The sequence below is a fragment of the Streptomyces sp. NPDC088252 genome (genome assembly GCF_044740965.1).
Taxonomy (GTDB): domain Bacteria; phylum Actinomycetota; class Actinomycetes; order Streptomycetales; family Streptomycetaceae; genus Streptomyces.
This window is the reverse complement of the sequence record NZ_JBIURS010000021.1, coordinates 51,366-75,419: the sequence shown is the minus strand read 5'-3', so window position 1 is coordinate 75,419 and position 24,054 is coordinate 51,366. Positions and strand designations below refer to the sequence as shown.

At 72.3% G+C, this 24,054-nt stretch carries 20 protein-coding genes; 14 read left to right on the top strand and 6 right to left on the bottom strand.

What is annotated here, in order from left to right; genetic code table 11:
* Positions 1-401 precede the first annotated feature (401 nt).
* From ACIOHC_RS32770 to ACIOHC_RS32760, 3 genes are all read left to right on the top strand, one after another.
* Positions 402-1,253, top strand: a complete 852-nt coding sequence (locus tag ACIOHC_RS32770) for an SMP-30/gluconolactonase/LRE family protein (RefSeq protein ID WP_401845146.1) — start codon at positions 402-404, stop codon at positions 1,251-1,253.
* 124 nt (positions 1,254-1,377) lie between these two features.
* Positions 1,378-2,655: an aminotransferase class I/II-fold pyridoxal phosphate-dependent enzyme gene (locus ACIOHC_RS32765; protein ID WP_401845144.1), complete on the top strand. Its 1,278-nt coding sequence runs from the start codon at positions 1,378-1,380 to the stop codon at positions 2,653-2,655.
* A gap of 48 nt (positions 2,656-2,703) precedes the next feature.
* Positions 2,704-3,762 (top strand): MBL fold metallo-hydrolase, encoded by a 1,059-nt coding sequence (locus ACIOHC_RS32760; protein ID WP_351085132.1) that lies wholly within the window; start codon positions 2,704-2,706, stop codon positions 3,760-3,762.
* Here ACIOHC_RS32760 and ACIOHC_RS32755 read toward each other — a convergent pair.
* The 3 genes from ACIOHC_RS32755 to ACIOHC_RS32745 form a co-directional block, all read right to left on the bottom strand.
* Complete coding sequence (locus tag ACIOHC_RS32755) at positions 3,752-4,372, bottom strand: DedA family protein (protein WP_351085129.1); 621 nt, start codon at positions 4,370-4,372, stop codon at positions 3,752-3,754. The two genes, ACIOHC_RS32760 and ACIOHC_RS32755, sit on opposite strands and share 11 nt — an antisense overlap.
* A complete protein-coding gene (locus tag ACIOHC_RS32750; protein WP_351085126.1) occupies positions 4,369-5,151 on the bottom strand; it encodes an MBL fold metallo-hydrolase in 783 nt (260 codons plus the stop codon). The genes ACIOHC_RS32755 and ACIOHC_RS32750 overlap by 4 nt, the downstream gene beginning before the upstream one ends.
* A 110-nt stretch (positions 5,152-5,261) precedes the next feature.
* Positions 5,262-6,713: a PucR family transcriptional regulator ligand-binding domain-containing protein gene (locus ACIOHC_RS32745; RefSeq protein WP_351085123.1), complete on the bottom strand. Its 1,452-nt coding sequence runs from the start codon at positions 6,711-6,713 to the stop codon at positions 5,262-5,264.
* 98 nt (positions 6,714-6,811) lie between these two features.
* Between ACIOHC_RS32745 and ACIOHC_RS32740 the strand changes: the two genes are divergently transcribed.
* The 9 genes from ACIOHC_RS32740 (at position 6,812) to secD (ending at position 19,274) form a co-directional block, all read left to right on the top strand.
* Complete coding sequence (locus ACIOHC_RS32740) at positions 6,812-8,353, top strand: cytosine permease (protein WP_351085120.1); 1,542 nt, start codon at positions 6,812-6,814, stop codon at positions 8,351-8,353.
* 48 nt (positions 8,354-8,401) lie between these two features.
* Positions 8,402-8,803, top strand: coding sequence for a nuclear transport factor 2 family protein (locus tag ACIOHC_RS32735; protein WP_389637578.1), 402 nt, complete (start codon positions 8,402-8,404; stop codon positions 8,801-8,803).
* A 157-nt stretch (positions 8,804-8,960) separates the two neighbouring features.
* On the top strand, positions 8,961-10,400 hold the full coding sequence (locus ACIOHC_RS32730; protein ID WP_351085115.1) for a gamma-aminobutyraldehyde dehydrogenase: 1,440 nt from the start codon (positions 8,961-8,963) through the stop codon (positions 10,398-10,400).
* Positions 10,401-10,561: 161 nt separating this feature from the next.
* The gene (locus tag ACIOHC_RS32725) at positions 10,562-10,975 is read left to right on the top strand and encodes a hypothetical protein (protein ID WP_351085113.1); all 414 of its coding nucleotides are present in this window, start codon (positions 10,562-10,564) and stop codon (positions 10,973-10,975) included.
* A gap of 99 nt (positions 10,976-11,074) precedes the next feature.
* Entirely contained in the window at positions 11,075-13,177 is a 2,103-nt protein-coding gene (locus ACIOHC_RS32720) for a phage holin family protein (protein WP_401845139.1), read from the top strand.
* A gap of 27 nt (positions 13,178-13,204) precedes the next feature.
* Positions 13,205-15,316, top strand: a complete 2,112-nt coding sequence (gene ligA / locus ACIOHC_RS32715) for an NAD-dependent DNA ligase LigA (RefSeq protein ID WP_351085108.1) — start codon at positions 13,205-13,207, stop codon at positions 15,314-15,316.
* 155 nt (positions 15,317-15,471) lie between these two features.
* Positions 15,472-16,296 carry a rod shape-determining protein MreC gene (locus tag ACIOHC_RS32710; protein WP_351085105.1) on the top strand — a complete coding sequence of 275 codons (825 nt, stop codon included), beginning with the start codon at positions 15,472-15,474 and terminating at the stop codon, positions 16,294-16,296.
* A gap of 74 nt (positions 16,297-16,370) precedes the next feature.
* Positions 16,371-16,895, top strand: coding sequence for a hypothetical protein (locus ACIOHC_RS32705; protein ID WP_389637573.1), 525 nt, complete (start codon positions 16,371-16,373; stop codon positions 16,893-16,895).
* A 30-nt stretch (positions 16,896-16,925) separates the two neighbouring features.
* Positions 16,926-19,274: a protein translocase subunit SecD gene (secD, locus tag ACIOHC_RS32700; protein ID WP_401845136.1), complete on the top strand. Its 2,349-nt coding sequence runs from the start codon at positions 16,926-16,928 to the stop codon at positions 19,272-19,274.
* Between the two features lie 287 nt (positions 19,275-19,561).
* Here the strand turns inward: secD and ACIOHC_RS32695 are convergent, their stop codons facing one another.
* Entirely contained in the window at positions 19,562-20,479 is a 918-nt protein-coding gene (locus tag ACIOHC_RS32695; protein WP_351085098.1) for a helix-turn-helix transcriptional regulator, read from the bottom strand.
* A gap of 63 nt (positions 20,480-20,542) precedes the next feature.
* On the opposite strand from ACIOHC_RS32695, the gene ACIOHC_RS32690 reads away from it, so the two are divergent.
* Positions 20,543-20,848, top strand: a complete 306-nt coding sequence (locus ACIOHC_RS32690) for a 4a-hydroxytetrahydrobiopterin dehydratase (protein WP_351085095.1) — start codon at positions 20,543-20,545, stop codon at positions 20,846-20,848.
* Positions 20,849-21,322: 474 nt separating this feature from the next.
* Here ACIOHC_RS32690 and ACIOHC_RS32685 read toward each other — a convergent pair whose 3' ends face one another.
* Complete coding sequence (locus ACIOHC_RS32685) at positions 21,323-22,285, bottom strand: LysR family transcriptional regulator (protein WP_351085093.1); 963 nt, start codon at positions 22,283-22,285, stop codon at positions 21,323-21,325.
* A gap of 80 nt (positions 22,286-22,365) precedes the next feature.
* Between ACIOHC_RS32685 and ACIOHC_RS32680 the strand changes: the two genes are divergently transcribed.
* Positions 22,366-23,109 (top strand): class I SAM-dependent methyltransferase, encoded by a 744-nt coding sequence (locus tag ACIOHC_RS32680; RefSeq protein ID WP_351085090.1) that lies wholly within the window; start codon positions 22,366-22,368, stop codon positions 23,107-23,109.
* Between the two features lie 58 nt (positions 23,110-23,167).
* On the opposite strand, the gene ACIOHC_RS32675 is transcribed toward ACIOHC_RS32680, so the two are convergent.
* Positions 23,168-24,037, bottom strand: a complete 870-nt coding sequence (locus tag ACIOHC_RS32675; protein WP_351085088.1) for an NmrA family NAD(P)-binding protein — start codon at positions 24,035-24,037, stop codon at positions 23,168-23,170.
* Positions 24,038-24,054: the final 17 nt, after the last annotated feature.

The following is a 24,054-nucleotide window of genomic DNA, read 5'->3' as shown; positions in this document are numbered from 1 at the left end:
GCCGCTGGGCCGGGAGGGCGGCCCCGTGGCGGCCTGCGTCCGCCGGCACGATTCCAGCTCCATCGGTCGGGGCCTCGTCGGGCGCCGACGTGCCGGCCGGGCCGCTCGCACCGCCCTCGCGGCCGCTCGCCCTGCCCCCCCCGACGGGCCCGAGGCCGTCCGTTGCTCCTGTCCATCGCCCGTAGGTGTCGGCATTGTCGCGGCATGTGGCGCGCGACTACTCTGTGTTCCCGATGCCGGCCGTGGCGCCGTGTCGCTGCGGGACTGCACAGGCGTCGTCGCGTTCTCCCCTTCCGTACCCGTGATCCGCGGACCGAGGAGCGCGAGGAGGCACCGGCGGGCTCCGTGCTCCACGACGCCGATGCGCTCTCCGGCCGGTCCGTCCACCACGAAGGGCAGAGATGACCACCGCAGGCCTGGATGTGGCCGTACAGGAGCAGGCCGAGCTCGGCGAGGGACCGACCTGGGATCCGGCCACCGGCCGGCTGATCTGGGTCGACATCGTCTCCGCCCGGGTGCACACCTACGACCCGGTGAGTGCCCGTCGTACGGTCATGGCCACCGAACAGCACGTCGGAGCCGCCAAACCGCGCGCGGGCGGCGGACTCGTGGTCAATCTGCGGGACGGCATCGGACTGTACGACCCCGACGGCCGCTTCCGCTGGCTGGTCCACGACCCCGAACCGGGACGCCGTGGCAATGACGCGGCAGTCGCCCCGGACGGGGCGCTGTGGGCGGGCACCATGCGTGACGACGGTGCGGAGCCCGGCGGCAGCCTCGCCCGCATCGCGCCCGACGGCGCGGTCACCCCGGTGCTCCCCGTCGTGGCCTGCAGCAACGGCATCGGGTGGAGCCCGGACGGGCGGCTGATGTACTTCATCGACACCCCCACACGCCGTATCGACGTCTTCGACTTCGACGGCGGGCGCGCCGTGAACCGGCGTCCGTTCGCCGTCGTCGAGGAGGGCGCGGGATTCCCCGACGGTCTGACCGTCGATGTCGAGGGGGCCGTCTGGGTCGCGCTGTGGGACGGCGCCGCGGTCCGCCGCTACACGGCCGACGGAGTCCTGGACCGGACGGTCGCCCTGCCGGTGCGGCGCCCGACTGCCTGCGCCTTCGGCGGTGCGGACCTGCGGGATCTCTACATCACCTCGGCCCGCACCGGGCTCGCCGCACCGCATCCGCTCTCCGGTTCGCTGCTGGTGCTGCCGGACGCGGGGCGCGGGCTGCCCGGTACGGCCTTCACGGGCTGAGCCCGGCTCCCACCGGTGACGGTTCCGCTGGGCGGGCGCCGCCGATGGATCCCTCGTATAAAGGGCCCTGAGTGCTCAACGGCCCTGAGCGCGAGACGACGGGGCAGTGGCGAAGGAGGCCCGGATGGCGCGGGAGCGGACCGAGCGGACCGGACGGGCGGGGCGGAGGCAGAAGGGCGGCGGGGGTGCGCGCCGCGTACGGGAGGATCGCGGCCCCGTCCGGTACGGGCCGCCCGCCCCCGATCCCGGTCTGCCCGTCGTGCCCGAGCTGGCCGAGGTGCTCGCCGCCGCGGCCGGCCGCAGCGCACCGGAACCGACCGGTGGCGGCGACGCCCTGCGCGAGGCCGCGACCGCCTACTGGGAGCGGCGCGGACTGCACGGCACCCCGGAGCGCGTCGCCGCCGCCCCGGGCGCCTCGCCGCTGCTGCTCGCGCTGATCGCAGCGCACGGTGGCGACGTGCTCATGCCCCGCCCCTGCACGGCCACCTGGATTCCGCAGGCCCGGCTGCTGGGCAGGCCCGCCTACCATGTGCCGAGCCCGGCCGAGTGCGGCGGCGTGCCCGATCCGTACGCGCTGCTGGAGACCGTACGCAGGGTGCGCGCCGAGGGGGGGAGGCCCCGGCTGCTGCTGATCTCCGTCGTCGACGACCCGACCGCCACCGTCGCCCCGCCGGAACTCGTGCGCGAGGCGTGCGAGGCCGCGGTCGCCGAGGGGCTGCACATCGTCAGTGACGAGACCTGGCGCGACACCCTGCACCGGCCGCACGACACGGTCCTGCTCAGCCCGGCCGAGATGTGCCCGGACGACGTCACGGTCGTCTGCGACCTCGCCGGTGCGCTGACCCCGTCCGCCTGGCCGGTCGCGGTCGCCCGGTTCCCGGACACCGAGCGGGCGGCGGTGCGCCATGCCCACACCCTCGACATCCTCACCGCACTCGGTGCGCTGGTCGCCGGACCGGTCGCCATGGCCGCCGCCCACGCGCTGCGCGAACCGGATGCCGTCACGGAGCGGGTGCGCCGGGCCGCCGCGCTCCAGGCACGGATCGCCGCGGCGGCCCACCGCGCGGTCCTCGCGGCGGGTGCGCTCGCCAGGCCCCCGCAGGCGGGGCGCCATCTCTACGCCGATCTCGGCCCGCTCAGGTCCCGGCTGGCGGACCGGGGGGTCACGGACTCGCTGGAGCTGGAGGAGTACCTGACGGAACGTCTCGGCGCACCGACGCCGGGCGGACACCGGTTCGGCGACGAACTCGGTGCGCTGCGCGTACGGCTGGGCACCGGGACGCTGCTCGGGTCGACGCCGGAGCAGCAGACGGAGTCCCTCACCGCTGTGGAGCCCCTGGAATTGCCGCACGTGGCTCAAGCCCTGAGCATTTTCGCAGCGGCTCTCGACGAACTCCGATGACGGACGGGCGCCGGTACCGGGACGCCGAACCGAGACGGGAGTTTCTCGATGACGGAACAGACCGGGCGCTCCTCCGCGGGGGCCGCCCCCGCGCATCGGATCGCCCATGGCGAGGTCGTCGGACCACGCCCGCTCGGTGAGGTCCGGGTCTGGCCCAGATCCTTCGCCGACCGGCTCACCGCGCCGCTCCCCGGTGTCATGGGCATGACTCGCTTGGCCCGTGAACGCGCGCTGCGGCCCAACACGGAGGGACTGCGCGGCGTCCACCGGCTCCCGTACGCCCCCGAACCCCTGCCGGACACGGCGGCCGACACCACCTCCGTCACCTGGGCCGGGCACGCCAGCTGGATCGTCCGCACCGGCGGACTGACCGTCCTCACCGATCCCGTCTGGTCCCGGCGCATCCTCGGAACCCCGCCCAGGATCACGCCGGTCGGCGTCCGCTGGGAGGACCTGCCACGCGTCGACGCCGTCGTGATCAGCCACAACCACTACGACCACCTCGACGCCCCCACCCTGCGCAGGCTGCCCAGGGACACCCCGCTGTTCGTCCCCGCCGGACTCGGCCGCTGGTGCCGCCGTCGCCGCTTCACCTGTGTCACCGAACTCGACTGGTGGGAATCCGCCCGCCTGCGCGGCGTCCGCTTCGACTTCGTGCCCGCCCACCACTGGTCCAAGCGGACCCTCACCGACACCTGCCACTCCCTCTGGGGCGGCTGGATCATCGACACCGCCGACCGTGGCGGGCAGCGCGTCCACTTCGCCGGGGACAGCGGATACGGCCACTGGTTCGGCGAGATCGGCCGCCGGTACCCCGGGATCGATCTGACCCTGCTGCCGATCGGGGCGTACGAACCCCGCTGGTGGCTCGGCGACGTGCACACCGATCCGGAGGAGGCCGTGCAGGCGTACGAGGACCTCGGCGCCCGCGCGATGGCGCCCATGCACTGGGCGACCTTCGTGCTCTCCGCGGAGCCCGTACTCGAACCGCTGGCCCGGCTGCGCACCGCCTGGCAGCGGGCCGGACACCCCCGGACCCGGCTCTGGGACCTGCCGATCGGCGGCTCCCGCGTGCTGGAGCCGGTGCCCCGCACGATCAGTGGCTGAACCGGGCCCGCGTCCTGCGCCACATCGCGGGCGCCCCGCTGATCAGCAGCGTCGAGGCCACCGCCGCGACCACGCCCTGCCACGGCTCGGGGAAGAGCGAACCGCCGAGTATTCCGATGAGCTGATACGTCGCCGCCCAGGCCAGGCACGCCGGCACATCCCCCCGGGCGAACCGGCGCAGCGGCATCCGGCCCAGCAGACAGGCCAGCATCACCGGAATCCGTCCCGCCGGTACCAGCCTCGACAGCACGAGCACCATCGCGCCGTGCTCGTCCAGCTTCTGCTGCGCCTGCGCCAGCCGCTCCGGCGCGGCCCGGTCGCGGATCGTCCGCAGCCACTTCGAACCGTTCCTCGACCGCACACCGCGCTGACCCAGCCAGTACAGGCAGATGTCACCGAGGAACGCGGCGGCCGACGCCACCCCGAAGACGATCAGCAGCGAGAACGGCGACGACTGGTGCAGCGCCACCACCGCGGCCGAACTCACCAGCGCCCCCGTCGGCACCACGGGCACCAGTGCGCCCAGCGCCACCAGCAGGAACAGGGACGGATATCCGACGGCCTGCTGCGTCGACTCGGGGGGCAGCTGTCTCACGACCTCCTGGATCACCTGGCGGCCTCCGGCCGCACCTGTTCGCCGTGCGCAAGCCGGTGCACCGCCACCTCCGGTGCCAGCAGGGCCGCCTTGCGGACGAATTCGTCGCCCGGTGAGTGGAACTCGTGGGGTCTGACCGCGTCCATCCCGACCGGCCAGTACGTGCCGTAGTGCACCGGCACGGCCGACCGCGGCGCCAGCCGGGCCAGCGCCTGCGCGGCCCGCCCGGCGTCCAGATGGCTGTGCCCCAGATACGGACCCCAGCCGCCCACCGGCAGCAGTGCCACGTCCACCGGGCCGACGGCCCCGGCCATCTCGTCGAACAGCCCGGTGTCACCGGCGAAGTACGTCCGCGCCTCGCCCTCGACCACATAGCCGAGCGCGGGGGAGCGATGCGGGCCCATCGGCAGGCGCCTGCCGTCGTGCAGTGCGGGAACCGCTCGTACCCGAACCTCGCCGGCCCGGACCACGTCGCCCGGTCCCACCTCGGTGATGCGCAGCCCGCGCACCGCGCGGAGCATCCTCAGCCCCGGCACGGAGCGCACCGTTCCCGTCGGCACGATCAGCCGGCTCCCGGGGGCGAGCCGGGCCAGCGACGGCAGATGCAGGTGGTCGGAGTGCAGATGGGAGACGAGCACGACATCGGCGACCGCGGCCTCGGGGCCGGGCAGCTCCCCGCGCCGGCGGCGAAGATGCGCGAAGCGCCGTACGAAGAGCGGATCGGTCAGCACCCGGACCCCGGAGTCCTCGATCGTGCAGGTGGCATGACCCCACCAGGTGACTTCCACCGGCACGCGGTGCCTCCTCGTTTCCGGGTTCGCTGTTCCGGCCCTGCAACGAGCCTAGTGCCGTGACCGGATCGGGTGACCCTGCTCCGGCCGGTTGCCGTCCCGGCCGGTCGCGGTCAGTCGGTGAGGCCCAGCGCCCCCGCCGCCTGGATGGCCAGCCAGACCTCCGTCAGCGCACCCGTCGACGCCATGTCACGGTCGGTCAGCGCGCCGAAGCGGCGCAGCCGGTAGGCGAGGGTGTTGGGGTGGATGTGCAGCGCGGTCGCAGCCGTCTCCGTGCGGCGGTCCCGCTCCATCCACGTACGGACGGAGACCAGCAGCTGGGAGTCGTGGGCCTCGTCGTAGCGCAGGACCTCGCCCAGTACATGCTCGACCAGCGCGGTCAGGACCGCCGGGTCCTCGGGCAGCCAGCGGCCCAGGGAGTCGTCGCCGTAGCGGACCACGGAGCGCCCCGACTCGACCGCCTTGGAAACCGCCCAGAGCGCCTCGCGCTGGGCCACCCGCAGGGCGGCGCCGGGCAGGAACGGGCGGCTCATCCCGGCCGCCACGTCCGGCAGTCCACCGATCTCCCCCGCCAGCCGGGGCGCGCCCAGGACATACCGGTCCGTCCCCCAGGTGAGCAGCAGATGCGGATGGTCCTGGAGACAGCGCAGCAGTGCCTCGTCCGTGGTCTGCCGCACCACGATCAGCACGGTGTCGCCCTCGATCGCGTGCCGGGCGAGCCGACGCCGGGCCGTCTCCGGGTCCAGTACCTCCTGCAGCAGCTCGGCCAGGGTCTCCGCGCCCTCGCGGCGCAGCGTCTCGCGCTCGTTGCGCACCATCGCGACCCGCAGCGCCGCCACCGTGGCGATGTGCTGGACGACGGCGAGGCCGGCGGGCTGGGCACCCTCCCGTTCGTACGCGACGAGGAACCCCGCCGGGCCGCCGGGCGCCGGAACGGGCAGCACGAACCCGCCGGGCACGGTCGGCGGGGCGTCCACGGAAGCGGGCAGGACGCCCGGCTCGGGCACCGGCACACCGGGCAGGAGGGGACGTCCCTGCGGCGTGCACAGATACACGTCGTAACCGGACAGGCGCTCCAGGCGGCGCAGCAGTGTCGGCGTGTCCAGGTCCTCGGCGACCAGCCAGCGCAGCGAGCCGAAGACCTGGAGCTGCGCGCCGAGCCGGTGCCGGGCGTCCTCCTGGACCGAGGCGGCGACCTCCTGGGAGACCGCGATGAACGGGACGGCGAGCGGGACCTCCAGGACCGGGAAGCCACGCTCCTCGGCCGCCCGGAAGAACGCGTCGTGCAGCGGTGGCATGTGCAATTGCGCGGAGAGCGCCAGCGCGGAGACACCGGCGTCGTCGAGCCGCTCCAGATAGGCGCGCTGCCCGGTGGCGGTGCGCGGCACCGCGAGGCCCGTCGTCATGATCACCTCGGCGCCCAGCAGCCAGGGCGTCGGATCGGCGAGTTCGCTCGCGTGCGCCCAGGAAACGGAGCGCCCCAGCCCACCGCTGCCCGCCTTCACGGAGAGCTGGAGAGCGGGGAAGGAGAGCAGATCCTCCACGGTGAGTTTGTTGTCGGCCACAGACAACAGCGTACTGCTCTGTGATCTGCACAATTGTCGACCGTCGTCACGGGCCACAGACTGTGGGACCGTCCCCATGAACAAAAGGTGGAGCGCCCGTGACTGCCTCGATCACCGAAGTCGAGACCAATGGTGTCGAGCGGATACCCGACGCCGACCGCACGGCCCGTCCGGTCGACCTCTTCCGGCTCGCCTTCGGCGGCGCCAACACCTTCGCGACCTGTGTGCTGGGCGCCTTCCCGATCCTGTTCGGACTCTCCTTCTGGCAAGGACTCGCGGCGACACTGCTCGGCCTCGTCGCGGGTGCGCTGCTGCTCGCCCCGATGGCGCTGTTCGGCCCGACCAACGGCACCAACAACGCCGTCTCCTCCTCCGCCCACCTGGGTGTGCACGGCCGGATCGTCGGCTCGTTCCTCTCGCTGCTCACCGCGGTGGCGTTCTTCTCGATCTCCGTGTGGTCCTCGGGCGACGCGCTCGTCGGCGGCGCCCACCGGCTCGCCGGTCTGCCCGAGTCCGACGTGACCTACGGCATCGCGTACGCGATCTTCGCCGGGCTCGTCCTGGTGGTCTGCGTCTACGGCTTCCGCTTCATGCTGATGGTCAACAAGATCGCGGTGGTCGCCGCCTCGGCACTCTTCGTCCTCGGCGCCTTCGCCTTCGCGGGAGACTTCGACGCCGGCTACGCGGGCACCTTCACCTCGACCGCCGACCCGCTGTTCTGGCCGTCGTTCATCGGCGCCGCGCTGATCGTGCTGTCCAATCCGGTCTCCTTCGGCGCGTTCCTCGGCGACTGGTCCCGCTACATCCCGGCCACCACGCCCCGCCGCCGGGTGATGGGCGCCGCGTTCCTCGCCCAGATCGCCACGCTGCTGCCCTTCGTGTTCGGCCTGGCCACCGCCTCGATCATCGCGGCCGAGGCCGGCAAGTACCTCGACCCCGCCGCCCCCAACTACGTCGGCGGACTGCTCGCCATCTCGCCCGGCTGGTACTTCCTGCCGCTCTGCCTGATCGCCCTGATCGGCGGCCTGTCGACCGGCACGACCGCGCTGTACGGCACCGGCCTCGACGTCTCCAGCGTCTTCACCCGATTCAGCCGGGTGCAGTCGACGTTCTTCATCGGCGCCCTGTCGATCGCCTTCATCTTCTTCGGCCGCTTCGCGCTCAACCTCGCGCAGTCCATCTCCACCTTCGCCACCCTGATCATCACCTGCACCGCCCCGTGGATGATCGTGATGGCACTCGGTTACGTCACCCGGCGCGGCTGGTACGACGCGGACGCGCTCCAGGTCTTCAACCGCCGTCAGACCGGTGGCCGCTACTGGTTCAACCACGGCTGGAACTGGCGGGGGATGTCCACCTGGTTCCTGTCCGCCGGTGTGGCGCTCCTGTTCACCAACCTGCCCGGCCAGTTCGTCGGCCCGCTCGGCGACCTGGCGAACGGCACCGACATCTCCCTGCCGGTCGCCCTGGGCCTCGCGGCGGTGGTCTACCTCGGCCTGCTCACCCTCTTCCCCGAACCGCGCGGAGTGTACGGCCCGGACGGCCCCCGCCTCGTCAGGGCGTCGGACACGGCCGTTCCGCCCATCACGGGCGCCCCGGACGACGAGACCGTCGCCGCCGAACCGGCCACCGCGAGCTGATCGGCCCGGTCCTGCGCCACCCCACCGCACCGTCACCAGGAGCCGTACATGAGCACCACCCCCGTCCAGGAAGTCCGGGCCGCGGCCGACGCACTGATCGCCGCCTTCGCCGACGGCCGCCTCGACGACTACTTCGGATCCTTCGCCCCGGACGCCACTTTCGTCTTCCACTCCACCCCGCAGCGACTCGGATCCACCGCCGAGTACCGGGCGCTGTGGCAGCGGTGGGTGACCGAGGACGACTTCCGCGTCGTGCGCTGCGTCTCGACCGGACAGCTCGTCCAGCACCACGGTTCCACGGCCGTATTCAGCCACGACGTGGAGACCACGATCGCCACCAGGGCCGGCGAGGAGACCGTCCACGAGCGGGAGACCATCGTGTTCGCCCGCGCCGCCGACGGCAGCTGGCCCGCCGTGCACGAGCACCTGTCCGCCCGTACGGCCGAGTGACGGTGCCTCCCACCGGAATCACCGCCCGACCACACGTCCCACCCCCGGGCCGTGTCCGACACATGCCGCCGTTCGCCCGTCGCGCGCCGCGCGGGATCTGTCGGACACGGCCCGGCGCCGCCCGACCATGAGCCCGACCACGAGAGAGACCGGTTCCATGAGCACCACGTTCCGCAATTACATCGACGGCGTCCTCGCGGACGCCTCGGACGGCCGCACCCTCGACGTCGTGGACCCCAGCACCGGCGAGGTCTACGCGACCTCCCCGCTCTCCGGCGAGGCCGACGTCGACGCGGCGATGGCCGCCGCCGCTGCCGCGTTCCCCGTCTGGCGGGACACCACGCCGTCCGTACGGCAGCTGGCCCTGCTGAGGATCGCAGACGCCATGGAGGCACGGGCCGACGAGCTGGTGGCCGCCGAGAGCCGTGACACCGGGAAGCCGCTCCACCTCACCCGGACCGAGGAGCTGGCACCGGCCATCGACCAGGTCCGCTTCTTCGCCGGCGCGGCGCGGATGCTCGAAGGCCGCTCGGCCGGCGAGTACATGGACGGGACGACGTCGATCATCCGCCGCGAGCCGGTCGGCGTCTGCGCACAGGTCGCGCCGTGGAACTACCCGCTGCTGATGGCCGTGTGGAAGTTCGCCCCGGCGCTCGCCGCGGGCAACGCCGTCGTGCTCAAGCCCTCCGACACGACCCCCGCCTCCACCGTTCTGATCGCCGAGATCATCGGCGGCGTACTGGAGGAGCTGGAGCTGCCCCGCGGCATCTTCAACGTGATCTGCGGCGACCGCGAGACGGGCCGTGCGATGGTCGAGCACCCGACCCCGGCGATGGCCTCCATCACCGGTTCGGTGCGGGCAGGCATCCAGGTCGCGCAGAGCGCGGCCAAGGACGTCAAGCGGGTCCACCTGGAGCTCGGCGGCAAGGCCCCGGCCGTGATCTTCGAGGACGCCGACCTGGAGAAGGCCGTCGAGGACCTGATCGTCGGCGGCTTCTTCAACGCCGGCCAGGACTGCACGGCCGCGACCCGGGTCCTGGTCCACGAGTCCGTCCACGACGCGTTCGTCGCCGCCCTCGCCGAGGCCGCGGCCGACACGAAGACGGGGCGGCCGGACGACGAGGACGTGCTGTACGGCCCCCTCAACAACGCCGGCCAGCTCGCCCAGGTCAGTGGCTTCATCGACCGCCTCCCGGAGCACGCCAGGGTCGAGGCGGGCGGCCACCGGGTCGGTGAGAAGGGCTACTTCTACGCCCCGACCGTCGTCTCCGGCCTCAAGCAGGACGACGAGATCATCCAGAACGAGGTCTTCGGCCCCGTCATGACGGTCCAGTCCTTCACCGACGAGGCCCAGGCCGTCGCGTACGCCAACGGCGTCGAGTACGCGCTGGCGTCCTCCGTATGGACCAAGGACCATGCGCGGGCGATGCGGATGTCCAAGAACCTCGACTTCGGCTGCGTGTGGATCAACACCCACATGGCACTCGTGGCCGAGATGCCGCACGGCGGATTCAAGAAGTCCGGCTACGGCAAGGACCTCTCCGCGTACGGCTTCGAGGACTACACTCGGATCAAGCACGTCATGACGTCGCTCTGACCCCTGCCTCCCACATGCGCCCCCGCCCGGTTCCGCCCGGCGCGGGGGCGCACTGCTGCTCCGTGTCCGTGTTCCGCGCTCCCTCCGTTCCCGCACGCGCCTTTTTGCGGGGGAGCCGGGGGAGTAGGGTCGCCCGTACGCCTAGCACGGGGGGAACGGCCATGGGGGACGGCCAGGACGTACGGGTGGCGGCCATCGCCAGTCTCACGCCGCTCGAAGAACTGGACCGCGATCCGTTCCTCGTGGACACCCGCGGCCAGCACGACATGTGTGCCCGCTGGGCGGCCGACAAGGGATACGTCGTCACCCGGCAGCTGCGCCTCTACGGACTGCGACCCGACCATCACGCCCTGTGGACGGACGTCGAGAGCGGCGACGTCGAACTGTTCGTCGCCGCCAACGACCGGGTGCTGGCGCGGGCCCTCACCTCGGTACCCGAGTTCGCTGCGGAGTGCGAGCGGCGCGGCGTGCGCCTGGAGCTCGCGGGACTCGACGAGCCGCCCTACAGCGCCCGTACGAAGGCCAGCGTGCATCGTCGGCTCTCCATGCCGACCGCCGGATACGACGGCTGCTGACCGCCCCCGACCGCCGTCGTCGAGGCCCGCGGCCCCGCTGTGAAAGGCTGGGGCGCGAGGGCCCGGATCGGAGGGGTCCGGACGTGAGGTGGGAACGGCGTGGGTGACGGGCGATGGCGAACAGCCGGCAACGCCCTGATGCGAGTGGTTGTGGTGTGGGCGGTATCGACGCTCACGATGCTGGCACTCGCCGGGATTCTGCCGGACTTCCAGCTCCAGTCCGACGACGGCGACAGCATCACCAAGACCGCGTTCACCGCGGCCTGGGGCGCCGGCGCGTTCGGACTGCTCTCCGCACTGGTCTGGCCCGTCCTGGTACGGGCGCTGCTCATCGTGCCCGCACTCGTCCTCGGGATGCTCGTCTTCTTCCTGAACGGCTCGTTGCTGCTGCTCGCCCTGCGGCTCATCCCGGACGGGCGCGGAGCCGCCAACCCGGAGACCGCGGTCGTCGTGGCGGCGGTGATGTCCGCCGTCGCCTCGGCGACCTCCACGGCGCTCGCCGTCCGCGACGACAACGCCTACCGGCGCCGCCTCTCCCGGCTCGCGGACCGTCGCCGACGGCGCAGCGGTGCGGACAGCGGGCGCAGCGGACCGCCGGGCACCGTCTTCATCCAGCTCGACGGCGTCGGCCACGACGTGCTCGCCGACGCCGCCGAATCCGGCCTGATGCCGACCGTCGCGCGGTGGCTCGCGCACGAGGACGGCCACCGGCTCATACCCTGGCGCACCGACTGGTCCAGCCAGACCGGATCCAGCCAGCTCGGCATCCTGCACGGCAGCAACCACGACATCCCCGCCTTCCGCTGGTACGAGAAGGAGACCGGCGACGTCATGGTCTCCAGCCGCCCCGCGAGCGCACTCGAACTCCAGCGCCGGGCCATCGCACGCACCCATGACGGCGGACTGCTCACGGTCGACGGAGCCAGCCGCGGCAACCTCTTCAGCGGCGGCGCCGACCAGCTGGCGCTCGTTCTGTCCATGGCCGCCCGGCTCGGCAAGGGCCGTCGCTCCAGGGCGGGATACTTCGCCTACTTCTCCGACCCGGCCAATGCCGTGCGTACCGCGGTGTCGTTCGTCGCCGAGGTCTGCCGCGAGATCGGCCAGTCGACCCGGGCACGGATCCGGAAGGACGCGCCCCGGATCAAGCGCGGTGGGCTCTACCCCTTCATCCGCGCCTTCGCGACCGTCGTCGAACGTGATGTGGTGGTCGCCGCGGTCATCGGGGACATGTTCGCCGGACGCACCGCCGTCTACGCCGACCTGGTCGCGTACGACGAGGTGGCGCACCATTCCGGACCGCGCAGCCGGGACGCGGAGAAGGTGCTCGCGCGCCTGGACCGGTCGCTCGCCCTGATCGTCAAGGTCGCCGAACACACCCCGCGCAGGTACCGGATCGTGCTGCTCTCCGACCACGGTCAGAGCCCCGGAGAGACCTTCGCGGGGGCGTACGGGCTGACGCTCAAGGACCTGGTGCGGGCGGGCTGCGGGCTGCCCGTGCCTCGTCGGGCACAGCGCACCCGCAGCGGTTCGGAGGCGCGTGACGCGGTACGGATCGCCCTGCACCGCCGGCCGGTCGAGGAGAGTGAGGCGGAGCACCGCGCGAAACCGTCCGACCCGGTCGTCCTCGCCTCCGGCAACCTCGGCCTGATCTCCTTCCCCGACATAGCGGGGCGGGCCTCGCGCGAACAGCTCGACCGGAGCCGGCCCGCACTGCTCGGCACCCTCTCCAACCATCCGGGCATCGGCTTTCTGCTGGTGCGCAGCGAGCGCCACGGATCGGTGGTGCTGGGCCGCGGCGGAGTCGAGATCCCGCTGTCGGAACTGAAGGACGGAGAGGGGCCGCTGGCGTCCTTCGGGCCCGGCGCGGCGGACGCGGTGCGCCGCACCGACACCTTCCCGCACGTCGCCGACATCATGGTGAATTCGATGTACGACGAACCCACGGGCCGTGTGCACGCCTTCGAGGAACAGATCGGCTCGCACGGCGGTCTGGGCGGCGAGCAGTCCCGGCCGTTCCTGCTCTGGCCGGCGGACCTGTCGGCACCGGTGACGGAAGGCATGGAGCTGGTCGGGGCCGAGCAGGTGCACGAGGTGCTGCGGCGCTGGCTCCGGGAGTGCTCGGGACCACAGATACCGCTGACGGTGCCGGGCACGACGCGTGGCGCCGACGAGGCGGACGGAACGGTTCCGGCGGTCGGCTGAGGGGCGTTGTCAGTGGTGGGCGGCAGGATGGGGGCCATGACGAACTCAGCTGTTGTGCTCGCCGATGCCGCCGCCTACGCCGCCGCGGTCGAAGAAGCGTCGCAGGCCGCCGCCGCGTACTACGCCACGGGCGAGAGCGCGCTCGACGACGACGCGTACGACCGGCTGGTGCGGGGGATCGCCGCATACGAACAGGAGCACCCGCAGGAGGTTCTGGCCACCTCGCCGACCGGCAAGGTGGCGGGCGGCGCCGCGAGTGGCGACGTGCCGCACACGGCACCGATGCTCTCGCTGGACAATGTCTTCTCCGCCGAGCAGTTCGCCACCTGGACCGCGTCCCTGGAACGCCGGATCGGCAGGCCCGTCGCCGCGTGGAGCGTGGAGCCGAAGCTCGACGGCCTGGCGGTCGCCGCCCGCTACCGGGCGGGCCGTCTGGAACGGCTGATCACCCGGGGCGACGGCACCGCGGGCGAGGACGTCTCGCACGCGATCGGCACCGTGTCCGGCCTCCCCGAGCGACTCGCCGAGCCGGTGACGATCGAGATACGCGGCGAGATCCTCATGACGAACGAGCAGTTCGAACAGGCCAACGCCGTGCGTACCGAGCACGGCGGCGCCCCCTTCGCCAACCCGAGGAACGGCGCGGCGGGCACCCTGCGCGCCAAGGACCGGGCGTACACGGTGGAGATGACGTTCTTCGCCTACGGCGCCCTGCCGCTGCCCGAGTCCGGAGAGCTGACCGACACCCTCGCCGAACTCCCGCACAGCGAGGTCCTTTCCCACGTCGCCGCGCTGGGCGTGCACACCGCGGCGGACACGGCCGTGGCGCCGCGCACCGTGACCGCCGTCGAGGAGGCGCAGGCCCGGGTCGAGGAGGTCGCGGCCCTGCGCGCGTCGTTGCCGTTCGGCATCGACGGCGTCGTGATCAAGGCGGATCTCGCGGCCGACCAGCGCGAGGCCGGCTCCGGGACCAGGGCGCCGCGCTGGGCCATCGCCTACAAACTCCCGGCCGTGGAGAAGGTCACCCGGCTCCTCGGCGTGGAATGGAACGTGGGCAGGACCGGCATCATCGCACCGCGCGCCGTACTGGAACCGGTCGAGATCGACGGCTCGACCGTCGGCTACGCCACGCTGCACAACCCGGCCGACATCACCCGCCGCGATCTGCGCATCGGCGACCGGGTGATGGTCTACAAGGCAGGCGACATCATCCCCCGTATCGAGGCGCCCGTCGCCCATCTGCGGACCGGTGACGAGCAGCCCGTCGTCTTCCCCGAGGCGTGCCCGCAGTGCGGCTCGGAGATCGACACCAGCGAGCAGCGCTGGCGCTGTGTCCGGGGCCGCGACTGCCGCCTCGTCGCGTCCATCTCGTACGCGGCGGGCCGCGACCAGCTCGATATCGAGGGCCTCGGCGCGACCCGGGTCGTCCAGCTCGTCGACGCGGGCCTGGTGGCCGATTTCGCCGACCTCTTCACTCTCGACCGGGAGCAGCTGCTCGGCCTGGAGCGGATGGGCGAGACCAGCACCGACAACCTCCTGGCCGCCATCGAAGCGGCACGGACCCAGCCGCTCTCCCGCGTCTTCTGCGCGCTGGGGGTACGCGGCACCGGGCGCTCCATGTCACGGCGGATCGCCCGGTACTTCGCGGACATGGACCGGATCAGGGCCGCGGACGCCGAGGAGCTCCAGCGGGTCGACGGCATCGGGAAGGAGAAGGCCGCGGGCGTCGTCGCGGAGCTGCTGGAACTGGCCCCGCTGATCGAGAAGCTGGTGGCCGCCGGGGTCAACATGACGGAGCCCGGAGCGACGCCGCCGCCCGAGCCGGGCGAGGAAGACACGGAAGCGGCCGCCGCCGCGGACGGGGCGGGGGCCGCCGGGCTGCCCCTCGACGGAATGACCGTGGTGGTCACCGGAGCCATGACGGGTGTGCTGGAGAAGCTGTCCCGGAATCAGATGAACGAACTGATCGAGCGGGCCGGTGGGAAGTCCTCGTCCAGCGTCTCCAAGCGCACCACCCTCCTCGTGGCCGGCGAGAAGGCCGGATCCAAGCGCACCAAGGCCGAGGACCTCGGTGTCCGGATCGCAGCGCCGGACGAGTTCGCCGAACTGATCTCCGGATTCCTTCCGTCGGAGGTCTGACGACAGGACCGGGACCGCGCATCGCCGAGCCCTTGGATTTACCTGGGAGTGGCTTTCTTTGCCTCCCTATTGCATAGTGAGGGCTCGGCCATGCCTCGCTATCAGCGGGTCCATGGGTGTATGGACGGCTGCGGTGGCAGGCCGGGGGAGGGACGATGCGTTCGCTGCACGACGGACCGCGAATCGACCCGTCCATCCACCGGGAGTACCGGGGAGTCACCCGCGGCCTCGCCCTCGACCTCGGCAGCTCCCGGACCCGTGCCTGGCTGCCCGGACACGGCGTCATCGCCGACCTCGGAGCCTGCGGCGACCCCGGCACCGAACCCGGGCACGGGCGTCCCGTCCGGCGGGGGCGCATCGTAGACCCCGTGTCCTGCGGCCGGATGCTCGGCCGTATCGCGGAGAGGGCACTGGGCGCGGACCGCACCGACAGCGTGATCGTCCTCAGCCATCCCGTCCTCGCCGGATCCGAGCACCGCGCCGTCGCGAGGGAGCTGATCGCCGCACTCGGGCCGATCGGCGTCATCGCTCTGGACAGCGCGAGAGCCGCCGCCGCTTGCGCCGGACCGCGGGACAGCGGCCCGCTGCTCGTCGTCGACCTCGGCGCCGAGCTGACCGAGGTGACCCTTCTCGTCGACGGACTGGTCCGTGACGCCCGCCAGGCCGAGACGGGACTGAGCGACCTCGACCCCTGCGAGCCACCCACCGCCGTCGTGCGCACCGTCTCGGACATGGTCATGGCGATGTGGCAGCAGGACCGGCACGGCGCCGTCCTGGGAGCCCTGCGCAAGGGCCCGTTGCTCGCCGGTGGCGGCGCCGCCCGCCCCGACATAACCGACCGGATCGCGGTCCGGCTCGGCGTTCCGGTGCGTCTCGCCGAGGACCCGGCGACCACGGTCGTACGCGGCGCCGGGCTGATCCTCGACTCCGTGCTCCGCCGCGCCGAAGCGGCACCGGCCCTGCCCGGTCGACAGAGGTGACCCCCCTCCCGGGGCCGCCCCCGGGGAACGCGCCCCCGAGGGCAAGGCCGGGCACCCCGGCGCATCGCGAACGCGTGCCGGCGGCCCGGCAGTTCCTCGTCGCACTCCTGCTCGCCGTGCTCACCGTCGTGGGCGGCGCCCCCGCAGCCGCCGGAGCCGTGCTCCCCGCCCGGCCGTTCGCCGGTGTGCCGCCCGCCGCCGCGTCCTCGCCCGGCGCCCATCAGCCCACCCCGCACACCGACCGGACCGCCCGGACGAGCACCGTCCACGACACCCGCCGCACCCGCACGGCCACGGCGACCGACCGCCACCGGCCCGCGCCCACGACCGCTCCCCAGCCCAGGGCCGGCACCGACCACGCACGGACCGCACACCAACTTCCGCCGCCCGGCACCGACATCCTGCTGTCCGGTCCACCCACCGTCCGCCCGCCGCACCACACCCGCCAGCGGCCCCCCGCCGCACCCCCTCGTGCCACCGGCCGCTTCCGCGTCGCGCTTCCCGGCGTACGCGGGCCTCCGGGGACGGCCGTTCACCGGCCACCGGTCCTGTCACCGGGCCCGTTCCACAGAACCGCCGTCCCGTCCTTGCCGAGGTGAGGGCGTCCGGCGCCCCCTCGGAGGAAACCCATGACTCGCGCCACCACGGTGCGAGCGGTTCTGGCTGCGGCCGTTCTGCTCGTCTCCGCGCTCATCACGCTGACCATGTCACCCAGACTCGGCCTCGATCTTCAGGGCGGCACCAGAATGGTGCTCCAGGCCAAGGACTCCGACACCGCGAAAGCGGACCGGGAGAGCACCGACCGCACCCTTGAGGTGCTCCGCCAGCGCATCGACTCGCTCGGCGTCGCCGAGCCCACCCTGACCCGTTCCGGCGAGGACCGGATCATCGTCGAACTCCCGGACGTCCAGGACCCGCGCAAGGCCGCCGAAGTCATCGGCAGAACCGCCCAGCTCAGCTTCCACGCCGTTCAGGGCCCCGGCACCCAGGACAACGGCCCTGGCGCACAGGACAACGGCAGGGCGGACGGCAAGACGGACGACCGGGCCGACGGCGGGCCGACGCTCGCCGACGAGCAGGGCCGCTCCCTCGACCTCGGCCCGGCCCGGCTCTCCGGCGCGGGAGTCAAGGACGCGACCGCCGTGTTCGACGCCCAACAGGGCGCCGGCTGGACCGTCTCCCTCGACTTCCACAAGAAGGCGGGCCAGGACTGGACCCGACTGACCGGCGAGGCCGCCTGTCATCCGGTCCAGGACGAGCGGCGGCGCGTCGCCATCGTCCTCGACCAGCAGATCATCTCCTCGCCGCAGGTTTCCCCCTCGGTCGGCTGCGGCGTGGGTCTGCCCTCGGGCTCCACCCAGATCACCGGCTCCTTCAGCGCCGACGAGGCCAGGGAACTGGCCCTGCTCATCAAGGGCGGCGCCCTGCCGCTCCCGGTCGAGATCGTCGAGCAGCGGACCGTCGGCCCGACGCTCGGCGCCGCCGCCATCGACGCCAGCGCCCGTGCCGCGCTCATCGGCGCCGCGGCCACCGCGCTCTTCATCACCGTCGTCTACCGGCTCTTCGGCGCGCTCGCCGCCGTCGCGCTCGCCGCCTACGGACTGATCTCCTACGCGGCCCTGGTCGCCCTCGGCGTCACCCTCACCCTGCCCGGCCTCGCCGGATTCGTTCTGGCCATCGGGATGGCGGTCGACGCCAACGTGCTGGTCTTCGAACGGGCCAGAGAAGAACAGGCGCAGCGTCCGGGCCGCACGCTGCGCTCGTCGCTGACCGCAGGGTTCCGCGGTGCCTGGAGCGCGGTCGCCGACTCCAACGTGACGACACTGATCGCGGCCGGTCTGCTCTTCTTCCTCGGCTCCGGACCGGTGAAGGGCTTCGGCGTCACACTCGCCATCGGTGTGATCGCCTCGATGTTCTCCGCCCTCGTCATCGCCCGTGCGCTCACCGAGATCGCCTCGGGCTCACGCTTCGTCAACGACTACCGGGGTGTCAACGGCATCGCCAGTCCCGGTCGGGTGCGGACCTGGCTGACCCGTCGCAACCCCCAGCTGATGCGCTCCCCACGTCGCTGGCTGCTGATCTCCACGGCACTGATCGCCGTCGCGGTCCTCGGCATCGTCGTACGCGGCGTCAATCTGGGCGTCGAGTTCACCGGTGGCCGGCTGGTCGAGTACTCGACCAGTCGACCAGTAGACGTCGAGCGCGCCCGCAGCGCCCTGGCCGACGCCGGTTTCGGCGACGCCGAGGTCACCACGGCCGGCGCGGGCGACCTCTCGGTACGTACCGGAAAGCTCGACGACGACGGCGAACAGGTCCTGCGCGCGGCCCTCGCGGAGGAAGGCGGCAAGACCACCAAGATCCGTGACGAACTCATCGGACCCAGCCTCGGGGACGAGCTCCGGCGCAATGCCCTGATCGCCCTCGGCATCGCCGTCCTCGTGCAGCTGGCCTATCTGGCGATCCGGTTCCGCTGGACGTTCGCCCTGGCCTCGGTCGGGGCGCTGGTCCACGACGTCATCATCCTGGTCGGCGCCTTCGCCTGGCTCGGACGCACCGGCGACGGCATCTTCCTCGCCGCGCTCCTCACCGTCATCGGATACTCCGTCAACGACTCGGTGGTGGTCTTCGACCGGCTGCGGGAACTGTGGGCGAAGGCCCGTCGCACACCGGTCGGCACGATCGCCAACCAGGCCGTTCTGCAGACCGTCCCCAGAACGGTCAACACCGGGATGGGAGCCCTGTTCATCCTGACCGCTCTCGCCGTGCTGGGGGGCGACTCCCTCGCGGACTTCGCGCTCGCCCTGCTCATCGGCATCTGCGTCGGGACGTACTCCTCGGTGCTGACCGCCGTACCGGCCGCGCTCGTCCTGGAGCGGAGCAGCAAGGCCCCGCCGCCCGCCCGGAAGAGGGCCCCGAGCCGCCGTTCCGGTTCGCGAACGGCGCGCCGGGATCCGCTCGACAACGGAGCACGCGTCTAGCTAGGGGTGTCCCGTAATCCCTGGTGGAGCAGCGTGGCGTCGGATGCGGTGCCTCGCAAGGCGGAGGGACGTCCGCATACCGGATGTATGCGGACGTTCCGACGACGCGGCGAGGTGCCGTGGCTGTCGTCGTGCGCCCGCCAGGGATTACGGGGCGCGCTCGTCGGCGCAGCGGCCGTGCTGGACGGGCACCCGGGTCTTTCCCTGCTGCTCGCCGTGGCAGTGCTGGCCGTCGCGAGCACCGTCGCCGCGTTCTCGGCGCGTTCGGCACCCTGGGCCCGCCGTCGTCAGGAAGTGAGGGAGCGCAGATGGTCGGCGGTGGCCCGGTCGGCGGGCAGGAAGGTCTCGATGGCCAGTTCCGCCACCGTCACGTCCATCGGTGTGTTGAACGTCGCGATGGAGGAGACGAACGAGAGCACCCGCCCGCCGTGTTCGATGTGCAGGGGCAACGCGAAGGGCAGAGGTGACGCGGGGCCGACCGCCTTGTCGTTCCCAGGGCCGCCGCCGACCCCGTTTTCGTCCCCGCTTGCGCCGATGGCGCCGCTGTGCCCGCCGATTCCGGGGGTCCCGGTGGTTGCGGCGCCCCCGCAGCTCTCGGCCGTGCCGGTGCCGTCCGGTGCGGGATAGCCCGCGACCTCCTCGTACAGCTCACGCAGCTCCGCCGACCGGGCCAGGGCGATCTGGCGTTCCATCTGTGCCAGCAGGTCGGCCCGCCACTCACGAAGGTTACGGATGCGCGGGGCCAGGCCCTGCGGATGGAGCGTGAGCCGCATGGCGTTCAACGGCGGGACCAGCAGATGCCCGGCCACGCCCTCCAGCAGCATGGCGATACCCCGATTGGCCGCCACCACGTTGTACATGCCGTCGACGACGAGCGCCGGATACGGGTCGTACCCCTGGAGCAGCCGCTCCATCCCCTCGCGCAGCGCGCCCAGCGCCGGGTCGTCGAGCGCGGTCTGTGCGTATCGGGGCGCGTAACCGGCCACCACGAGCAGGGCGTTGCGTTCCCTGACCGGGATGTCGAGGTGTTCGGCGAGCCGCAGGATCATGTCCTCGCTGGGGCGGGAGCGGCCCGTCTCGATGAAGGAAATGTGCCGGGCCGAGGAATCGGCGCGGAGGGCCAGTTCGAGCTGGCTGATCCGACGCTGCTCCCGCCAGCTGCGCAGCAGCGGCCCTACCCCCGTGTCAAGCGCGACAGTTGTCATACCAAGACCGTAACGTCACCGGCACCGTCGACCGGCACCGAACGCTCGTGAGGGAGTCCCAGCATGCCTGCCGCACCATTGTCGCAGAAAGAGATCGAGGACCGTCTGGGTGACCTGCCCGGCTGGTCGCTGGAGGGTGACAGCATCACCTGTACCTACCGGCTCCACACGCATTTTGCCGCAGTCGGGCTGACCGTGCACGTGGCCCAGATCCAGGACGAACTGAATCACCACTCCGATCTGACCCTCGGTTACAACACCGTCACCCTGTCCGTGAACACCCATGACGCGGGTGGCGTGGTCACCGAGAACGATCTCAATCTGGCCGCGCGGGTGGTGGCGATCGCCCCCGGACACGGCGTGAGATAGCCGGGCGGGCACGCCGTCGAGAATCGAGGTACCGGGGTCCGGCGCCCGACGAGGAGCCGGGCGCCCGACGAGGAGCCGGGCGCCCGATGGGGGCCGGGGTGACGTGGGCGGGCGACTCGGGTGGGTGACGCGGGTGGGTGACGCGGGTGGGCGCCGCGCAGCCGCGGCGCCCACCGCAGGTGCGCGGCGGCAGGGAGCGCGGCGGGTCCGGCACGGTGGGTCCGGAGCGGTGGATCCGGAGCGGTGGATCCGCCAGGGCCGGGTGCCTTCGCGGGGCCCGGCCGAGCTGTGCACGATGACATGTCACATTGCAATATCCGATCTGTTGGCGCGCGGTGGCATGTCACATTGCGGTGCCGGCGCGAGGTGTCATGCCCCATCGCCATGCGCCCCATCGGTATGTCGGTATGCGGTGACCCGTCACGCGCGGCGCCGATCCGTCGACACGGGGTGCCATGTCGTATCGCGGACATCTCACATCACGGCGCCGAAGCGCGGATGCCCGGCGAGCCACCGCGCATAGCTTTCGCTGCGCTCGGCCGCCTCCGCGTACGCCGCCCGGGTGTGTCCGCTCACCGCTCCGGACGCGGCTGCGGCCGCAGCCGAGCGGGGGTGCCAGCCCAGCAGATGGCGCCAGCTCAGCGGTGAACCGGAGAGCGGGCGGGTCACCACCCCCGGCGTCGGCGGGAAGGTCGCCCGGCACAGCCCGACCGCCCGCCCGACCTGGACCAGATGGACGACGGACGTCGTGTCCGTCTCGTACACCGACACCGGGCTGAACCCGGCCCGCGCGCAGGCGCCGACGAAACAGTCGGCGAAGCAACCCTCGCCCGGCACGTCCGCCCAGCACTCGCCCGCCAGCGCGGAGAGGTCGAGTTCCGGCTCGGCGGCGAGCGGATGGGAGTCCGGCAGCATCACAAAGACCGGGTCGACCCCGACCACCTGCCACGTCAGCCGGTCGTTCGCCGGTGGCAAGCTCTCCCCGCAGGTCCCGATGAGTCCGAAGTCGAGCCTCCCGTCGACCAGTTGGGCGGCGATCTCGGTAACCGACCAGGAGGTGAACGTCGACACGGGCGCGGTCGGGTGCGCGGCGACCAGACGGTCGACGAGGCCGCCCAGCAACGGTCCGTGCGTGCCACCGAGCCGGAAGCGTTCCATCGTCCCGCAGGCATTGGCGAACCGCACCGCCTCCTCCTGGAGCTCGCTGACGGCGGGCAGCACCACCCGGGCCCGTTCGAGCACCAGCTCACCGAGGAGCGTGGGCCGCGCACCGGTGTGGTCCCGCTCGAAGAGCGGGCCGCCGAGAGCCCTCTCGATCCGTCGCAGTTGCGCGCTCAGCGCCGGCTGGGCCAGTCCGAGGGCCGCGGCGGCCTTGGTCAGGCTCCCGGTGTCGGCGATGGCACGTACGGTTCGCAGATGGCGCAACTCCAGCTCCATAAACGCAAGTTATGGGCCCAGTGGCCTACCGGCAATATACCGGTGTCCATTCGGTAGAGGTCTGTCCTAGAGTCGGGCAGGTGCTGAACTACAACACTGAGGCGGCTGCCTACGACGCCACCCGCGGTGGCGTGCCCAGAGCCGAGGCGGCGGCCGCGGCGGTGCTCGACCTGGTCCCGTCCACTGCCCGCACCCTGCTGGACATCGGCTGCGGTACGGGCCTGGTCACCGAGCGAATGGCCCTCGCCCGTCCCGGGCTCGGCGTATTCGGTGCCGACCCCTCGTACGGCATGGCACGGATGGCCCGGCAGCGGATCGGCCCGGTGGTGCTCGCCGACGCGCGCCGGCTGCCGCTGCCGGAAGCTGCGGTGGATGCGGTCGGCGCGATCTGGCTGCTGCATCTGCTGCGCGGCGAAGGGGATGTGCGGGCGGTGGTGTCCGAAGCGGCGCGAGTGCTGCGGCCCGGTGGTGTGTTCGTCACCACCGTCGACAAGGACGCTGCCCACGACGTGGGCAGCGACATCGACGAGGCCTTCGCCCCCTATCTCGCCGCCGGTCCGTCCGATTCCACAGACCTGGTCGTCGGGTACGGATCGGAGGCCGGCCTCGACGTGGTGGGGGAGGCCCGCTTCCGGGGGCATGGCCAGGGCCAAACCCCGTTGAGCGCGGCGCAGGCGGTGCGTGAGGGCTATTACGCCTCGCGCCTGCACCTGCCGGGGGCGGCGGCCGAGAGGCTCGCGGCCGTACTGACGGCGCTGCCCGAGCCCGACCGGCCGCGCCCCGATCCGTGCTACCGGCTGCTGGCGCTGCGACGCGGAGACTGAGCCCGGCGCCTCCACGAGTGCGTTCCGATGCTCCCGGCCGCCCCACGGGCCGACGGTGCTACTCCCCGAGCGTGCCACGGACCTCCCACGCACCCGCCTGCGCCGCCGCACGGGCGAACGCCCCGAAGTCCTGCGGATCGCGCCTGAGCACTCGCTTCACGCCCTCGGTCACCGTCGCGTTGTGCCCGTCGAGCAGCGTGGTGAACAGGTCGGCCAGAAAGCCGGCTTCGGGCCCCGGCACACCGTAGTTCTCCAGCATGTGCGCGTACTCCGGTCCGGTCACCGGCAGATACCGCACCGTGCGCCCCGTGGCCCGCGCGATCTCCGACGCGACCTCGTCGAACGTCAGCAGTCGCGGCCCGGTCAGCTCATGCACCGCGCCCGCATGGCCGTCCTCGGTGAGCGCGGCCACCACCACGTCGGCGAGATCGTCGACGTCCACGAACGGCTCGGCGGTTCCGCCCGCCGGGAAGACCACCTCGCCGCCGAGCACCCCGTCCAGCATCGCTCCTTCGCTGAAGTTCTGCGCGAAGAACGCCGACCGGACGACGGTGAGTTCCACCCCGGCCGCCGATGCGCGCAGGCTCTCCTCCGCCACCACCGCCTGTGGCTCGCCCCGTCCGGACAGCAGTACCAGCCGCCGCACCCCGTTCTCCACCGCGATCCGCCCGAAGGCCGCCATCGCCTCCGGCGCACCGGGCGCCGCCAGATCCGGGTAGTACGTCACATATGACGCGTCCACACCCCGCAGCGCCTGCGCCCAACTGGACTCGTCCGCCCAGTCGAAGCGGACCTCACCACCGCGCGAACCGGACCGCACCGGGACCCCGCGAGCGGCCAGCCGCTCCACGACCCGGCGGCCGGTCTTTCCCGTACCGCTCGTCACCAGCACCGATTCCCGCTGCACGTTCTCCGTGTTCTGTGTCATGGCTCAAGGCTCGCCCG

Excerpts from the sequence above, each read along its gene's own strand:
- secD (WP_401845136.1), top strand. The coding sequence starts at position 16,926 with ATGACTCGCGCCACCACGGTGCGAGCGGTTCTGGCTGCGGCCGTTCTG.
- ACIOHC_RS32710 (WP_351085105.1), top strand. The coding sequence starts at position 15,472 with ATGCGTTCGCTGCACGACGGACCGCGAATCGACCCGTCCATCCACCGG.
- ACIOHC_RS32735 (WP_389637578.1), top strand. The coding sequence starts at position 8,402 with ATGAGCACCACCCCCGTCCAGGAAGTCCGGGCCGCGGCCGACGCACTG.
- ACIOHC_RS32675 (WP_351085088.1), bottom strand. The coding sequence starts at position 24,037 with ATGACACAGAACACGGAGAACGTGCAGCGGGAATCGGTGCTGGTGACG.
- ACIOHC_RS32770 (WP_401845146.1), top strand. The coding sequence starts at position 402 with ATGACCACCGCAGGCCTGGATGTGGCCGTACAGGAGCAGGCCGAGCTC.
- ACIOHC_RS32685 (WP_351085093.1), bottom strand. The coding sequence starts at position 22,285 with ATGGAGCTGGAGTTGCGCCATCTGCGAACCGTACGTGCCATCGCCGAC.
- ACIOHC_RS32730 (WP_351085115.1), top strand. The coding sequence starts at position 8,961 with ATGAGCACCACGTTCCGCAATTACATCGACGGCGTCCTCGCGGACGCC.
- ACIOHC_RS32765 (WP_401845144.1), top strand. The coding sequence starts at position 1,378 with ATGGCGCGGGAGCGGACCGAGCGGACCGGACGGGCGGGGCGGAGGCAG.
- ACIOHC_RS32760 (WP_351085132.1), top strand. The coding sequence starts at position 2,704 with ATGACGGAACAGACCGGGCGCTCCTCCGCGGGGGCCGCCCCCGCGCAT.
- ACIOHC_RS32695 (WP_351085098.1), bottom strand. The coding sequence starts at position 20,479 with ATGACAACTGTCGCGCTTGACACGGGGGTAGGGCCGCTGCTGCGCAGC.
- ligA (WP_351085108.1), top strand. The coding sequence starts at position 13,205 with ATGGGGGCCATGACGAACTCAGCTGTTGTGCTCGCCGATGCCGCCGCC.
- ACIOHC_RS32690 (WP_351085095.1), top strand. The coding sequence starts at position 20,543 with ATGCCTGCCGCACCATTGTCGCAGAAAGAGATCGAGGACCGTCTGGGT.
- ACIOHC_RS32725 (WP_351085113.1), top strand. The coding sequence starts at position 10,562 with ATGGGGGACGGCCAGGACGTACGGGTGGCGGCCATCGCCAGTCTCACG.